Genomic DNA, 14,494 nt, shown 5'->3' with positions numbered 1-14,494 from the left:
CCATCGGTCGCACCCCAATCAAAGGGGTCAGCAAAGTCGCTAGGTCAACAATCGCTACGAGGTAGCCGAGCCGACTATTCGACCGCGCAAACCACTCACTAGACGACGTCGGTGAAGGGATCAGCGATTCCGACGTAGCGTGTTTCGAGATATTCATCGATTCCCTCAAAGCCACCTTCTCGTCCGAGTCCCGACTGTTTGACTCCACCGAACGGCGCTGCCGGGTTAGAGACCATTCCTGTATTGAGTCCGAACATCCCTACTTCCAATTCTTCGGCGAGTCGCAGGCCGCGGTTGAGGTCACGGGTGAACGCGTAGGCAACCAAGCCATATTCGGTCGCATTGGCCAAGCGAATCGCTTCGGCTTCATCGACGAAAGTTGTGATCGGCGCAACCGGTCCAAAGATTTCCTCAGACAGGATGCGCGCATTCGCAGGAACGTTCGTCAGCACCGTCGGTGCATAGTAGTAGCCAGGCCCATCAATTGCGTGCCCGCCCACTACCGCAGTCGCGCCCTCAGCCAACGCAGACTCGACGAGCTCATGAACCTTACTGCGAGTGTGTTCGTCGACCAGCGGTCCGACCTTCGACTCCGGTTCCGTGCCCCGAGCGACTGTCATCGTGCCCACACGCTGAGCAAACTTCTCCGAGAACTGCTCCGCTACCGATTCGTGAACCAAAAAACGGTTCGCGGCGGTGCATGCCTCTCCTCCATTGCGCAGCTTCGCGACGAGTGCACCCTCAACAGCACGGTCTATGTCTGCATCCTCGAATATCAGGAACGGAGCGTTGCCACCGAGTTCCATCGAGACCCGAAGAACTTGGTCAGCAGCATCGGCGATGAGTCGACGCCCAACTTCAGTAGATCCGGTGAAGGAAAGCTTACGGAGTCGCGAATCCTTTATGAGCGGCCCCGTGACTGCAGCAGCTTTGCGCGTCGGGATCACGTTGAGAACCCCAGCCGGAAGACCAGCTTCTTGCATTACCTGGGCGAAGAGCAACGCCGTTAGCGGAGTCAGGGTTGCAGGCTTTAGCACCATCGTGCAACCCGCCGCGATTGCCGGAGCGATTTTGCGGGTCGCCATCGCAAGCGGAAAGTTCCATGGGGTGATGAACAAGCAAGGCCCGACCGGACGCTTCATGACGATCAACCGGCTACTGCCGTCGGGTGACTGAGCGTATCGACCAGAAATTCGCGCAGTCTCCTCGGAGAACCACCGCAAGAATTCAGCCCCGTAGGCAACTTCGCCGCGTGCCTCCGCAAGCGGCTTTCCCATCTCCAACGTCATCAACAAGGCAAAGTCCGCCGCGCGTGCGGTCACTGCCTCAAAGCCGCGGCGAAGAATCTCGGCGCGTTCTCGTGGAGCCGTTCTTGACCACCCCCGCTGCGCGGCATCCGCGGCCGCAAGAGCGTCTTGCCCGTCTTCAGGCGTCGCGCTCGCAATCGACAGCAGTACCTCGCCGGTCGACGGATCGTTAACATCGAGGGATCCACCGTCGCTCGCCGAGCGCCACTCGCCATTAATGAGCAGGTCAGTCGGTACGACTGCGAGCAGCTCGCGTTCTCGCTCAACCGAGATTTTCATAGAGACTCCTTGAGTACAGACAGAACATCTTCGAAAGTGGGAAATACAGGATTGTTTGCCGTCACGGCATCGGCAAGGGTGTCCCGGGCAAGGGATTCCAGCGCGCTCTCGGTCACCCCGAACTGGCTGAGAGAGCCGCCAAGCCCCACCTCGACAGCGAGGCTGCAGATTCGCTCGACGGCGGCATCTGCGTTGACCGCTTCGCTCGCGTTCGTATCGGCGACGCCCAGCGCAAACCCCACTCGTGCAAGCCGGTCTTCTCGGTGCTGCCGGTTGAAGCGAAGCACTGCGCGCATCACAAGTGCGAGGGCGAAACCATGAGGAATATTGAACTGACCACCGAGAGGATGCGCAACACCGTGCACCAACCCCAACCCCGTGTGCGAGAAGCCGACACCGACAACGTGACTAGCAAACAACAACTCGCTGCGCGCCTCAATATCCGTTCCGTCAGCCACGGCACGGGGAAGATAGGTCGCGACCGTCGAAATAGTTTGCAGGGCGATCCCGTCAGAATATGGATTCGCTCGAATGGACAGGTACGACTCCAGTGCGTGGGTCAGCGCATCGAACCCGGTCGCCGCGGTTGCGAAGGCTGGCAGCCCGACGGTGAGTTCTGGATCCAGAATCGCCGCCTTCGCCAGCGCAGATTCGTGCCCAACATAAAATTTTCGATGGCCAACGACATCAGTAATAACACCGAACGCGTTTACCTCGGCGCCCGTACCTGAAGTTGTCGGTACGGCGACGATCGGGAGTGCTTCGTTAGCGAACAGCGTTGAACAATCGAGGTGCATTCCCCGTTCCGGATTCACTGCTCCGATTGCAATACCCTTGGCAGCGTCTAATGACGAGCCACCACCCACCGCGACAATCGCATCCGCGTGAACCGACACGGCGAGATCGCTGCCATCGTTCAGGTTGATCGTCGTGGGATTTGGGGTCACATCGCCGTAGACGGCCACGACGATCCCGGCGGCCTCAAGCGACGCTCGAACAGCGGCGACGATATACGATGTCGCCAAAAACGGGTCAGTGACGATAAGCGCAGACTTCGATCCCAGCGATGCCGCAACTGCTCCGACCTCGGAGACTCGGCCACGCCCAAAATGGCTGATTGGCTTCGGATCGAGCGTGAGAGACAGTTCTGCCATTGGTGTGGGCAGCGGCGCCAGCATCGCGCCGCTCACACCACCACCTCCAGCTGTGGCTCACGGCGAAGAGGTGTGCCGATGAGGTCCTCATAGAGCTTCACGGGGGACATTTCCCCTGCGAGGTCACCGTATTGGGCTTTCGCACGACGGAATACCTGTTCGACGACGGCTGAAAGCTCCGTCGGTACTCCGACAGAACGAGCCAAATCCATCGACAGGCCGAGGTCTTTGCACGCCAAGGCAATCGCGAATCCCTCGTCGTAGTCCCCATAGTCGAGGATCGCGAGTACATCGTTTTGCACGAAGTTGCTGTTCGCAGGACTCGCGACGATCGATGCGCGAAGCACTTCGAGATTCACACCAGCTCTCACACCCACAGCAAGCACTTCCGCTGTCGCGACGAGGTGAGAGAACCATAATTGATTGATCATCAATTTTACAGCGTATCCAGTCCCAGCGGGACCGACATGCAGAATCCGCTCTGGGTCCCCCATCGCCTCAAACACAGGACGAAGCCGAACTACATCCTCGGCCTCTCCCCCAATGAATATTTGGAGCATCCCGCTGAAAGCCCCCACGGACATTCCACTCACTGGAGCATCCAAAATATGAAGATTGCGGGCTGCGTGTCGAGCGCGAACACCCTCTGCGACTTCTGGCACCGAGGTCGACATATCAATCCAAGTACCGCCATCGGCCATCCCCACTAATAGACCGTCTGGGCCATTGACGACCACATCCACATGGCGTGGCGTGGGAAGCATCGTGATCACGAGGTCGCTTGATGCCGCCACCTCTGCGGGCGTGTTCGCCCAAATCGCACCGTGGGCAAGCAGCTCAGTTGCGGCTTCTTGACGGATGTCGTTGACGACTAGCGGGTAGCCGGCGGCTTGCAGGTTTCGGGTCATACCCGATCCCATGTTTCCGAGCCCAATGAATCCGACCGTGGGCAAAGTCGAGTGCATGGTGTTGCTGCTTTCTCTCATGATTGTGTCTCGAGCGAGTCGTCGCCGAGGTTGATCCAGGTGGTTTTTAGTGCGGTGTAGGAATCGAGCGCGTGCAAAGAGCGGTCGCGACCTGATCCGGAATTCTTGAAACCGCCGAAGGGTGTAATCACGTCTGCAGCGTCATAAGTGTTGATCCACACGGTTCCCGCCCGCAGCCGCTGGGCTGCACGATGCGCGACAGTGATGTCAGCAGTCCATACGCTCGCGGCGAGGCCATACGCAGACTCATTTGCCACGCGCACGGCCTCGAAAGCACCGCTAACCGTAGTGACTGACAGCGCGGGGCCAAAAATTTCTTCCTGCCCGACACGGCCAGCATTATCAACTCCATCGAATACCGTCGGCTCAACATAGAAGCCATCGACAACGCCGACAGGATGCTGACGTTCGCCACCGTGCACCGTCGCGCCTTCGCTACGAGCCACGTCGACATAGCCGAGCACGCGATCGAGTTGCACCTCACTCGCAATGGCACCGATTTGCGTCGACTCGTCTAAGGGATCGCCCAAGGTCAGGCTTGCGCCCACTGCCAACACGCGCTCCACCAACTCATCGTGCACTTTCTCATCAACGATCAATCGGCTACCTCCGTGACAGGTTTGCCCTGCGTTGTAGAAGATTCCCCAGGCAATGGCAGATGCAGCAGCCTCGAGATTTTCGGCATCCGAAAGTACGATCTGGGGTGACTTTCCACCGAGTTCAAGCGCGACCTGTTTGCCGTTGGAGTCTCCTGCATAGCGCAGAAATGCGCGACCAACCGCGGGTGATCCGGTGAACGTCACCTTGTCCACGAGCGGATGCATTCCCAGAGCTCTGCCGGCCACAGCGCCGAGACCGGGAACCACATTGAATACTCCGTCGGGAATTCCTGCCTCCGAGGCCAGCTCTGCCAGCTTAAGCGCCGACAGACTTGTCAATTCAGCGGGTTTAAGCACGACCGAGTTGCCTGTAGCCAGTGCGGGAGCAACTTTCCACGCCGTGATAATGAGTGGATAATTCCACGGCACAACTGCGCCGATTACTCCGAGGGGCTCGCGCGTGACCAATGCCAACGCATTCTGCGGGGTCGGAGCTACCTCGTCGTAGACCTTGTCGATTGACTCGGCATACCAGCGAAAAACGCGAGCAGCCGTTGGCACATCCGCACTGCGGGCATCCGAAATAGGATGACCGGAATCCAGTGACTCTAAGAGTGCAAGTTCATCAAGATTCTCCAGCATCAGCTCCGACAGCCTCAGCAGTACGCGTGCCCGATGGCTTCGATCGGCACGCGACCATGAGCCAGCATCGAAGGCACGCGATGCCGCCACAACCGCTGCATCGACGTCCTCTTCACCGGCGGCGCTGACCGAAAGGATCACGGCTCCGTTCCGCGGCGCTATGCTCTCGAAGCTCGAGCCATCGAGAGCCGAACGGAACGATCCATCGATGAAGAGTTGTGTCCGTGGCTTCAGCGCGGCTGCTGCATCGATCCAATTATTCATAAAGCGTGTATCCATTCTCGTGGTGAAGCAACTAATCGACTGTGAAACGAGACACAGCATCCCAGTCGACCTCGACCCCAAGGCCGGGGCGTTGAGGCACGATCAGGTCACCATGGCTATCGATATGGAGCGGATTCATAAAGAAATCGCGCCGTTCTGGCGTCCATCCGGGAGGGTCGTAGGGAAACTCTAGGTACGGTCCAGCATCGACCCCGGCAGCAACATGAAGGTTCGCCAGAAGGCCAAGCCCGTTACTCCAAGTGTGGGGTGTGAATAGGCGATGTCGCAGGTTTGCCGACTCCGCGACCTGACGGGCCCGATACATTCCTACAGCGAGAGCAACATCGGGTTGGTAAATATCGAAAGCATCGGCTTCAATCAATGCCATCATCTCAGGCGCACTACGAACCATCTCGCCCCCCGAAATCTGGAGTCCCGTTGATTGCCGCACGCGCTGAGCACCGGCAACATCAACCTGTGGCAGCGGCTCCTCAAGCCACAAGACACCCAGGTCATGCAGTTCGGCAGCAAGATTCTGCACCTTAGCCAACGGCAGTGCCGCAGTGATATCTCCCGACATCCGCCACATCTGGTTAAGGTCAACCATCAGATCAAAATCATCCCCGACCGCCTCACGCGCGGCACGAACCGAGCTCACACCCTCCGCGATTCTGTCACGTGCAATGCGGATTTTCATCGCCTTGAAACCGCGCTCTTTCGCGGCAACGGCTGATTCAGCGCGAGCCGCAGGCGGCTTCAGCTCTCCACTAGAGGCATACGCCGGCAGCCGGTCACGTGCGCCGCCAAACAGAACGCTGACGGGCAGCCCTGAGACCTGCCCAATGATGTCCCACAACGCTGCTTCAAGCGGCCAGTAGCGTCCGCCGTGAAAGTTGATCGTCTCGATACGACGAACTTGATTGAGAATCTGCATCGGATCTGTGCCGATGAACAGGTGCTCGTAGGCTGCAAATCCGTCCATGGTGTCACCCGAGCCGTACCCGGTGATGCCCTCATCCGTTTTTACCGCGACGAGTGTTGCGGTGAACTCAATGCGCGGGTTAGGGTCCCAGGCCGCATTGAAGGGCGGATCAAGCGGCAGTCGTAGCCGAGTGAGGGAGATTGACGTGATCTTCATCGGTCAGACTTTCGGAGTATAAAAAGGGTTGGTAGGTGAATGTCGGGCGGAGAGCACTGCATCTGTCGACGGGAGCGAATCCCGTCCGTTCAAGAGAGCAGTCCGAACCGACTCACGGTTGTTGCGGTACACGATGTCAGCATCGTCGGCGGCGGGATTTACCCAGACTGCAGCAATAACCACGTGGGTGTCTGCTTGCCCTGGCGTTATCACTCCGTCGGCAAGCGCATCCGCAACACCGGCAGCGATTCCTGCTTGCGCCGGGCCCCAAATATTGAGTCCGTGTGCATCGGATGCCGGGGCAGCCTTTGTAACGAATAACGTCAGTGGTTTGACCGGCAACGATGGCCGCAAAACGGCCATGAACGGCACGTGTCCTGCGCTGGGTGTGGCGAGAGCTGTCGCCCACGCCACACCCGTTGGTCCATCGCGGTGGCCGAACACTGTGTTGACGTGAGCTGCATTGACACCGTCGCCAATGAAACTCTCGCCGATTTGAACGGCCTGCGACATTAGATAAGGCCCTGTTCAGTGAGCCAGTCGGTCGCTACATCTTCGGGGTCTTCGCCGTCAACATCGACAAGAGCGTTCAGCTTCTGCATTTGTTCGGTAGTGAGCAGGGGCGAAATAAGGTCGATGACGTCGGCGATCTCGGGGTACTCGTCAAGGGTTGCTTGGCTCAGAGTGAAGGCCCCCTGGTATGCGGGGAAGAATTGTGCATCATCTTCCATCACCACGAGGTCGAGGGCGGGAATGCGTCCATCAGTCTGAAACACTTCACCGAAGTTGCAGTCGTCACCCTTTTGCGTTGCGGTGTAGATCACACCGGTGTCGAGAAGAGCAACGCTCGAGTCGGGAATGTCGAGACCATAGGCTGCTTTGAGTCCGGGCCAGCCATCATCGCGGGTCGAAAACTCGCTCTCGATACAAAACGTTTGCTCTGATTTCGGCAGCGCTGCAATATCACTCAGAGTCTTCACTCCAAGCTCGGCTGCCTTTTCTGCTCGAATTGCGAAGGCATACGTGTTGTTGAGCGGCGCAGGATTCAACCAGGCGATTCCGTTGGCAGCGTCAGCTTCTTTCGTCGCTTCGAACTGCGCTTCGGTGCCCTGCACCGGCGAGGTATTTCCGTTGTACGTGATCCACGAGGTTCCGGTGTACTCCCAGTAGCCGATGAACTCATCATTCTCGAGAGCTTGACGGACATTGGCTGACCCGACCAGCTTCGTGTTTGCTTCGGTGTTGGCACCGTAAGCGTTCAGCAGTTGGCTGGTGATGTGGGCGAGGATAAATTGCTCCGAAAAGTCTTTTGCGCCGACATCTCCGGTAAGTCCGTCCAGTTCAGTTCCTTGGCTGCCTGACGTGGTCTCAGCGGAGGAGCACGCCGTGAGGGCGAGCATTCCGGCCGCAGCAATGGCGACGATTGGCAGAATTCTCTTGTTCATAGTTTCTCCTGATGGTGTTGGTTGATTGCTGTAGTTGGGTAACAAAGCCAGGTTGCTGTGGTGGTGTTAAACACCGCGGGGCGTGAGGAAATCTTCGGCCAAGCTCGCAACCCAGTCGATAAGTAGGGCGATGCAGGCGACGAGCACCGCGCCGACCACGAGCACCGGATAGCGCTGCAGTTTGAGGCCGTTGACGATCATGTCACCGAGTCCACCGGCATTAATAAAGGTCGCAATTGTGGCAACTCCGACGGCGAAGACGAGAGCGGTGCGCAGCCCCGCAAGAATGACCGGAACGGCGAGCGGAAGTTCGATGCGGAAGAGTACTTGACGCGGTGTCATACCCATTCCGCGCGCTGATTCTCTGACGCTGACGTCGACCTGTTGAATGCCGATCATCGTGTTTCGCAGAACCGGAAGGAAGGCGTAGATCACGAGCGCCGTCAGCGCGGTCGTAAAGCCAGTTTGCCAAACAATCGCGAGAAGGATCACGACGCCGACGGCGGGGGTCGCTTGGCCGATATTGGCCAGCGTGAGCACGACGCCCTTGAGGATTTTGGACTTGGTCTTGGCTAGCACCGTTCCCAGGGGAATTGCCAGCACTGCCACGAGTCCTGATGCGGAAACTGCCAAAAGGAGGTGTTCTCTGACCCGCAACACGATGTACGGCCAGTTCAGGGTGCGCTCTTCAATCGAGTCGAGCTGCAGTACTGAGACCCACGCGAGTAGACCGGCAAGGATAACCACGACAACCAGCGGAGTCACAAAACGCTTCCACGTCCAAAAACGCTGGTGAAATGCGCTCGCGTCCGTAGCAGACACTGTTGCTAAGAATTGGGTCTCCGTGGTGACGGTCATAGTGCACTCGCAGAGGATGCACTAGCGCCCAGAACCTCGACCCCGAGCGTTGCAGAAATACTCGCGACGGTTAGCGAACCGACTGCACGTCCATCGCCTAAGACGACGTTGACGAGCGGAGCCCCAGTAACGATGAGCAGGTCGAGTGCGTCCCGAAGATTACGTGCGGCATCGATGGTTGGAGTGCCGCTGGCTGAGGATGCTGCCCCCAACTTCGCCTCGGTCGCGGGGATCAATACCAAGCGCTTGAGGGCAGCACCACTACCAATGAAGGAAGATACGTAGTCGTTCGCGGGCGCCGCGAGAATCTTCGCTGGAGTATCGAACTGTTCGATCTGACTGCGTTCGCTCAACACCGCAATACGGTCTCCCAGCAGAACGGCTTCATCAAAATCATGGGTAACGAAGATAATCGTCTTGCCGATGGTCGCTTGTAGGTGCAAAAATTCTGCCTGAAGTTTTTCGCGCGTGATGGGATCGGTTGCTCCAAATGGCTCATCCATCAGCATCACTGGGGGGTCAGCGGCCAATGCGCGGGCTACGCCTACGCGTTGTTGTTGACCGCCCGAAAGCTGCTTGGGGTACCGGCCGGAAAACTCGCGAGCGTCTAACTGCACCGTCTCGAGTAGTTCATCCACCCGGTCAGAAATCTTCTTTTTAGACCAACCGAGCAGCTTCGGGACAACGCCAATGTTCTCGGCGATCGTCATGTGAGGAAAAAGGCCAACCTGTTGAATCACATAGCCGATGTGGCGTCGAAGTTCGTTCGGATCCAGAGAGAGTACATCGCGTCCGTCAATCGCAATTGATCCCGAGGTTGGTTCAATGATCCGGTTGATCATCTTCATCGTTGTTGTCTTACCGCAACCGCTTGGTCCAACAAACATGATGAGCTCGCCAGGAGAGACATTCATAGAAAACTGGTCGACGGCGGGAGTGACCTGTCCCGGGTACGTCTTCACCACGTTATCAAGGGCGATAGAAACGCCGGTGGTCTTGTCGGGAATCGCGGTGACACCGGTGGAAGTTGATTCAGGCACGGAGACCCCTCGAGGTTGTATAGCGGGTAATGAGAACAAAAAGCGCATCGACGATGAGCGCCAAAAGAATCACACCCAACGTCCCCGTCAAAGCAAGGTTGAGAGCATTCTTAGATCCCAGCGACGAGAGACCCTGAAAGATGTATTGTCCAAGTCCGGGGCCGGCAACGTACGCGGCGATTGCCGCGATACCGATGGTGAGCTGTGCGGCGACGCGGACGCCGGTCAGGATGATCGGCCAGGCGATCGGCAGCTGAATCGAGATCAGAATTCGCAGGTTGCTCATTCCTACGCCGCGAGCGGATTCCATGATCTCGGGTGCCACATCGCGAAGGCCGACGACGGTATTCCTGACTATCGGCAGCAGCGAGTAAAACACTAACGACAAGACTGTCGGGGTCCAGCCAAGGCCAAAAATGGGGGTGATCAGTGCGAGCAGGGCGAGTGACGGAATTGTCAGCGCAACACCGGCGGACGCGATGGCAATTGATCGCGGCACTGGCCGATTCCATACAAGAAAACCGATCAGAACGCCGACCAGCGTCGCGATGATCAATGAGATCGCAACAACAGAAATGTGCTCAAGTACGAGTTCGAGAATATCGTCCCATCGTCGACCCCAGAAGATGAAGAGTCCGTCAAGGTCGAACGGTGTCATGGGCAGGTGCTCCTCTCATCGTCGAGAACGCGCTATTGACGGCTAATACCGTTGGACTGACAGTAAGGGGTTGTTGATAATTAGCGCAACTTCGGTTGTTCACATGTCAACCAAACGCTATGCTCGTGCAATGAATGAGTTGGCTCTGCCAGTGAAGAGGCGCAATTCCTCCGGGCTCCGGCGCGACCTTGAGTTGCTTGAGGCACTCAGCACTCAAGAAGCAGTCTCAGCTCAGGGGCTCGGAGTGGTGCGCCTCGCCGAGATCTCAAACAGGGATAAGGGGCAAGTCTCGCGGACCCTCGCAACGCTCGCCGACGCGGGACTTGTCTCACGCGATCCGTACACTCTCGCCTACCGACTAGGTCATCAGCTTTATGCAATGGCCGCCCGCACCGCGGAAGCGCAGCTCGCCCACATCGCGGTGCCATTTCTCCGCAGAATAGTTTCAGCAACGCACGAGACCACTCACCTCTGCGTTCTGCGCGGCGGAAGTGTCCTCACCCTGTCGAGCGAGTTGAGCGAGTACGCGTTCCGTGGACTCGGTTGGGAGGGTGTTAGTACCTCAATCTGGCGAACATCCGCTGGTCGCGTACTAGTCAGCACCTGGGGCAATACAGAACTCAGTCGGGTGTTCGAAACGAATACAAATCGTGCACTCGTCACGTCTCCCATTCCTCAGATTGGCAGCGCAACACGTGGTGACAGCGTGCCAGCATCCAACCTCAAAGTCACGAATGCCACGAGTCTCGTCCGCGAGATCGAACTTATCCGCTCACAGGGTTATGCAACGGTAGATGAGGAATTCGAAATTGGTGTCGTAGGGGTGTCGGCCCCCGTCTATGACTTTCGGGGGAATCTCGTTGCGGCGCTCAATATCAGCGCACCAAAAGCTCGCCTCGGTGGGCACCTTGATGAAGCAGGTATCTTCGTCGCCCGGGTAGCGAAGGACTTCTCTGCCACACTCGCATGCTCCGACAAGAGAACCCCTGCCTGACTCGAGGTGTGACTCTCGGTTAAACGAAAAAGCCCGGCTACTGCCGGACTTTTTCGAGTGAGCGATACTGGGATCGAACCAGATTATCCGATACTGGGTGGTCAGCAATCTCGTGGGAAATATGTCAAACTTGGGCTTGTTTACGGGGTTTATGAAAAACCGTAGCGACACTGGGGATTTCTAGTGGACATAGTTCCCGATGAGATAACGCTTTTTTAGTGCTTAACTCAACGGCCCACCCTTGAGAGGCCATGATGGCTGGATCAGCTCCACCCGCCGAAAATACGCCACCTGCGAAGAAGCGCAAGAAGCGTGAATCCTTCGGAACTGTTCGAGAATCATCAAGCAAGCGCTACGTCGCCTCCTACATGGGCCCTGATGGTAAACGATACCGGGGACCCAAAAGCTACCCAACCAAGTCGGAAGCTCGCGCCTGGCTTGCCCGCGTCAGAGTCCTGCTCGACAGCGGTGACTGGAACTACGCATCCGCCTCTGCTGACGGTGCAGCCAAAGCAGGGCGAGCAGAAGTCTTGGGTCCGTATGCTGAAAAGTGGGTTATGGCGCGGGTGAAGACAGATGGTGGCGAACTTGCGCCACGAACCCGGAAAGACTACCTGAGCATGGTCAGGAGACTGCTCCCTCCGCTGTCCGAGCAGCGCATCGCAATGATCACCCCAACCGACGTCCGGGAATGGAATAAGGCGCAGCGCGCTACCGGCAAAGTCACGCAATCAGCCCGCGTCTACACGGTGCTGCGTTCGATCATGGACCAGGCAGTCCACGACGGGATTATCCAGGTCTCCCCCTGCAAAGTAAGAGGAGCCGGCAACGCCGTCACCGGAGTTGAGGTGAAGCCACCCACAGCCACAGAACTCAAAACGATTTTGGAAGTCATCGACCCCAGATTCAAGGCGATGGTCGTCCTCGGTGCGTGGGCTGCTCTGCGGTTCGGTGAGATCACCGAGCTGCGCCGCAAGGACATCCTCATCGTCGATGAAGGAACAGCCAAACGACCTCGGACAACCATCTATGTAGATGTCTCCCGCGGTGTCACCCATGTTGCCGGTGAGGGATTCATTCTCCGACCGCCAAAGTCCAAAGCCGGTATCCGTATCGTGCCGCTCCCACCCCACGTCAACGACATCGTCCTCGACCATCTCCGCGACCGAGTCGGTGAAGACCCAGAATCTCTGGTCTACGAAGCGATGACGGGAGGGGGTCTTCATCTTGCCGCGTCAACCTGGACCGACTACTGGTATCCAGCCAGAGAAGCCGCCGGACGCGGCGACCTCCACTTCCATGCACTCAGGCACTTCGGCGCCACCGCATTCGCCCAAACCGGAGCGACAATTAAAGAACTCCAAGACCGCCTCGGCCACACCACCGCCAACGTCGCAATGCGCTATCAGCACACCACCGGCCGCAGTGCCGAACTCGCCGCGAAGATGAGTGAACACTTCGGTGGAGAAAAGGCCGACGAGACAGGTGGCAAGAAGAAGGATAAGAAATCTCCAAAGACCAATAAGGGCAAGGGAGACGATAAGAAGAGCCCGAAAACCAAGTAGCAAAAATTCGACGGGGCCAACCGGATCAGCGCGTATGCGTTTGGTCCCGTCGCCGCACCCCATACCGACCATGACCACAGATTCCCGAACCCCCGCCGGACAACCCACCGGCGGCCAGTTTGCCGCACAAGGTCGCGACGAAGCTCTCATTGAACTCGCGGCCGCGATCGGCCCGCCCGCCTGCCGAGTCTGTGGCTCGTCCGAGGACGTTGAGGAACAGATGAACTTTGTAATGCATCCATTGTTGTCGGCAGCGAGCAGTGCGGTGAATGCCGCGGAATCTTCAACGAGGACGAAGACGGATTCGATGGCACATTCGTTGGCTGGTCCGACCGGGCTGATCACCCCTGGCGCTCCGAATTTAGTGAGCGGATGCGAGTCAACAGCATCGGCACGCGTGTCCACATTGATGACCACGGTGATGTTCTCCTGGGCGAAGACGATCCGGGCATGAGCTAGCTTCGACCATGCACGATCTACTTTTCGACAGTCGCTCACCTATAGTTTGTATCAAGGTTTATTGCGATTGAGCGGGAGTGGATGAATAGACAAATTGGTGATCTCGCGATTCGAATCGCTGCCGACGATCCATCGATCACGCTCGACGACCTCGAATTCGTCGTGAATAAGGCTGCCACTGCTCTTGCGCCATTCGTAGTGGAAGGGCTCTTCATAGGCGACTCCCCTCTTTACGGCGGGATGCCTGAAGAAGTCGAGTCCATTGGCGAGAACTTAGTCGGCGCGCTCACTCTCATTACGGGCATCGATGACGACGAAGCTTTCGTTGAGCGTCTCCACAATCTCTACATGAGTAGGCTCTTCATCGCAGGAACGGATTTTCTAAGAAAACCAATCTTCTCGACGCCGCTGCCAAAGGGAATTTCCGCGAGGAAGCTGGAACAAGAACGGCGGCTCGTCGAGCGTGAGCGGCAGCAAGAGGCTGCAGCAGAAAAGCTTGCAGCGAAGTTGCAGCCGATTTGGGATGCGGCGGAAGCCCGGGCAATTGACACTGTCGGAGCACTCATGCCTGCACCACCGTTAGATGGCAGGTATCCAGCGCCCGCTCCCCAGCCGTACGGTGTGTCGCCTCGGGGTGCAGAGGTATGGGCGGCAGAGATGCTTCGGTGGCTTTCCCAAGAAGACGCGGTAGTTACTCAAGCGAGTGGAGATGGCGGCGTCGATGTAATCACCGATAAATACGCGGTGAGCGTCAAAAACTATTCTGGAACAGTTCCCATCGAAGAAGTTCGCGAAATTCTCGGCGTTGGCGTCGTAATGGAATTGGCACCAATGTTGTTCACGAGCGGTTCGTTGACTCCCGCCGCTTTAGAATTTTCAGAACTCGCACGAATGCCCGTCTTTCGCTACATCGTTGAGACTGCGGAAGTTCTCGCACTCAATTCTCAAGCGCAGACGCTGCTCGAAACTGGTTTCTAAAGCATAAGAAATCGAGCGGGGCATGAGAGACCCTGCTCGTAGTTCTTTTTTGCGTAGGCGTCGACTTATTGCAAACCGTCTACAGATGAGCGTATCTAAGTTTGGCCCGTACTTAGCAATGACATCGA

Annotated in this window: 14 protein-coding genes; 4 read left to right on the top strand and 10 right to left on the bottom strand. The window is 57.5% G+C overall.

The window, feature by feature from the left end:
* Positions 1–98 precede the first annotated feature (98 nt).
* The 10 genes from FB472_RS00265 to FB472_RS00220 form a co-directional block, all read right to left on the bottom strand.
* Positions 99–1,586, bottom strand: coding sequence for an NAD-dependent succinate-semialdehyde dehydrogenase (locus FB472_RS00265; RefSeq protein ID WP_141989157.1), 1,488 nt, complete (start codon positions 1,584–1,586; stop codon positions 99–101).
* Positions 1,583–2,776, bottom strand: coding sequence for an iron-containing alcohol dehydrogenase family protein (locus tag FB472_RS00260; protein ID WP_021809689.1), 1,194 nt, complete (start codon positions 2,774–2,776; stop codon positions 1,583–1,585). Before FB472_RS00260 ends, FB472_RS00265 begins: the two co-directional genes overlap by 4 nt.
* Positions 2,773–3,726 carry an NAD(P)-dependent oxidoreductase gene (locus tag FB472_RS00255; RefSeq protein ID WP_084528236.1) on the bottom strand — a complete coding sequence of 318 codons (954 nt, stop codon included), beginning with the start codon at positions 3,724–3,726 and terminating at the stop codon, positions 2,773–2,775. Before FB472_RS00255 ends, FB472_RS00260 begins: the two co-directional genes overlap by 4 nt.
* Positions 3,723–5,231 carry an aldehyde dehydrogenase gene (locus tag FB472_RS00250; RefSeq protein WP_141989156.1) on the bottom strand — a complete coding sequence of 503 codons (1,509 nt, stop codon included), beginning with the start codon at positions 5,229–5,231 and terminating at the stop codon, positions 3,723–3,725. Before FB472_RS00250 ends, FB472_RS00255 begins: the two co-directional genes overlap by 4 nt.
* A gap of 31 nt (positions 5,232–5,262) precedes the next feature.
* On the bottom strand, positions 5,263–6,369 hold the full coding sequence (locus tag FB472_RS00245) for a mandelate racemase/muconate lactonizing enzyme family protein (protein WP_021809692.1): 1,107 nt from the start codon (positions 6,367–6,369) through the stop codon (positions 5,263–5,265).
* Between the two features lie 3 nt (positions 6,370–6,372).
* A complete protein-coding gene (gene fae / locus FB472_RS00240) occupies positions 6,373–6,882 on the bottom strand; it encodes a formaldehyde-activating enzyme (RefSeq protein ID WP_021809693.1) in 510 nt (169 codons plus the stop codon).
* Positions 6,882–7,814, bottom strand: a complete 933-nt coding sequence (locus tag FB472_RS00235; RefSeq protein ID WP_021809694.1) for a glycine betaine ABC transporter substrate-binding protein — start codon at positions 7,812–7,814, stop codon at positions 6,882–6,884. Before FB472_RS00235 ends, fae begins: the two co-directional genes overlap by 1 nt.
* 66 nt (positions 7,815–7,880) lie before the next feature.
* Positions 7,881–8,672, bottom strand: coding sequence for an ABC transporter permease (locus FB472_RS00230; RefSeq protein ID WP_035897772.1), 792 nt, complete (start codon positions 8,670–8,672; stop codon positions 7,881–7,883).
* Entirely contained in the window at positions 8,669–9,712 is a 1,044-nt protein-coding gene (locus FB472_RS00225; protein ID WP_021809696.1) for an ABC transporter ATP-binding protein, read from the bottom strand. Before FB472_RS00225 ends, FB472_RS00230 begins: the two co-directional genes overlap by 4 nt.
* Complete coding sequence (locus FB472_RS00220; protein ID WP_141989154.1) at positions 9,705–10,370, bottom strand: ABC transporter permease; 666 nt, start codon at positions 10,368–10,370, stop codon at positions 9,705–9,707. The genes FB472_RS00225 and FB472_RS00220 overlap by 8 nt, the downstream gene beginning before the upstream one ends.
* Before the next feature lie 130 nt (positions 10,371–10,500).
* Between FB472_RS00220 and FB472_RS00215 the strand changes: the two genes are divergently transcribed.
* From FB472_RS00215 to FB472_RS00200, 4 genes are all read left to right on the top strand, one after another.
* Positions 10,501–11,364 carry an IclR family transcriptional regulator gene (locus tag FB472_RS00215; protein WP_141989153.1) on the top strand — a complete coding sequence of 288 codons (864 nt, stop codon included), beginning with the start codon at positions 10,501–10,503 and terminating at the stop codon, positions 11,362–11,364.
* 254 nt (positions 11,365–11,618) lie between these two features.
* Complete coding sequence (locus FB472_RS00210; RefSeq protein ID WP_170192002.1) at positions 11,619–12,929, top strand: tyrosine-type recombinase/integrase; 1,311 nt, start codon at positions 11,619–11,621, stop codon at positions 12,927–12,929.
* Positions 12,930–12,999: 70 nt separating this feature from the next.
* Positions 13,000–13,383 carry a hypothetical protein gene (locus FB472_RS00205; RefSeq protein WP_141989151.1) on the top strand — a complete coding sequence of 128 codons (384 nt, stop codon included), beginning with the start codon at positions 13,000–13,002 and terminating at the stop codon, positions 13,381–13,383.
* Between the two features lie 86 nt (positions 13,384–13,469).
* The gene (locus FB472_RS00200) at positions 13,470–14,366 is read left to right on the top strand and encodes a restriction endonuclease (RefSeq protein ID WP_141989150.1); all 897 of its coding nucleotides are present in this window, start codon (positions 13,470–13,472) and stop codon (positions 14,364–14,366) included.
* Positions 14,367–14,494: the final 128 nt, after the last annotated feature.

Source organism: Rhodoglobus vestalii (assembly GCF_006788895.1).
Classification (GTDB): domain Bacteria; phylum Actinomycetota; class Actinomycetes; order Actinomycetales; family Microbacteriaceae; genus Rhodoglobus; species Rhodoglobus vestalii.
This window is presented reverse-complemented; position numbering and strand designations above follow the sequence as displayed.

Coding starts and splice junctions, on each gene's coding strand:
- FB472_RS00265 (WP_141989157.1), bottom strand. CDS start 1,586: ATGAAAATCTCGGTTGAGCGAGAACGCGAGCTGCTCGCAGTCGTACCG.
- FB472_RS00255 (WP_084528236.1), bottom strand. CDS start 3,726: ATGAGAGAAAGCAGCAACACCATGCACTCGACTTTGCCCACGGTCGGA.
- FB472_RS00250 (WP_141989156.1), bottom strand. CDS start 5,231: ATGAATAATTGGATCGATGCAGCAGCCGCGCTGAAGCCACGGACACAA.
- FB472_RS00245 (WP_021809692.1), bottom strand. CDS start 6,369: ATGAAGATCACGTCAATCTCCCTCACTCGGCTACGACTGCCGCTTGAT.
- fae (WP_021809693.1), bottom strand. CDS start 6,882: ATGTCGCAGGCCGTTCAAATCGGCGAGAGTTTCATTGGCGACGGTGTC.
- FB472_RS00235 (WP_021809694.1), bottom strand. CDS start 7,814: ATGAACAAGAGAATTCTGCCAATCGTCGCCATTGCTGCGGCCGGAATG.
- FB472_RS00230 (WP_035897772.1), bottom strand. CDS start 8,672: ATGACCGTCACCACGGAGACCCAATTCTTAGCAACAGTGTCTGCTACG.
- FB472_RS00220 (WP_141989154.1), bottom strand. CDS start 10,370: ATGACACCGTTCGACCTTGACGGACTCTTCATCTTCTGGGGTCGACGA.
- FB472_RS00215 (WP_141989153.1), top strand. CDS start 10,501: ATGAATGAGTTGGCTCTGCCAGTGAAGAGGCGCAATTCCTCCGGGCTC.
- FB472_RS00210 (WP_170192002.1), top strand. CDS start 11,619: ATGGCTGGATCAGCTCCACCCGCCGAAAATACGCCACCTGCGAAGAAG.
- FB472_RS00205 (WP_141989151.1), top strand. CDS start 13,000: ATGACCACAGATTCCCGAACCCCCGCCGGACAACCCACCGGCGGCCAG.
- FB472_RS00200 (WP_141989150.1), top strand. CDS start 13,470: ATGAATAGACAAATTGGTGATCTCGCGATTCGAATCGCTGCCGACGAT.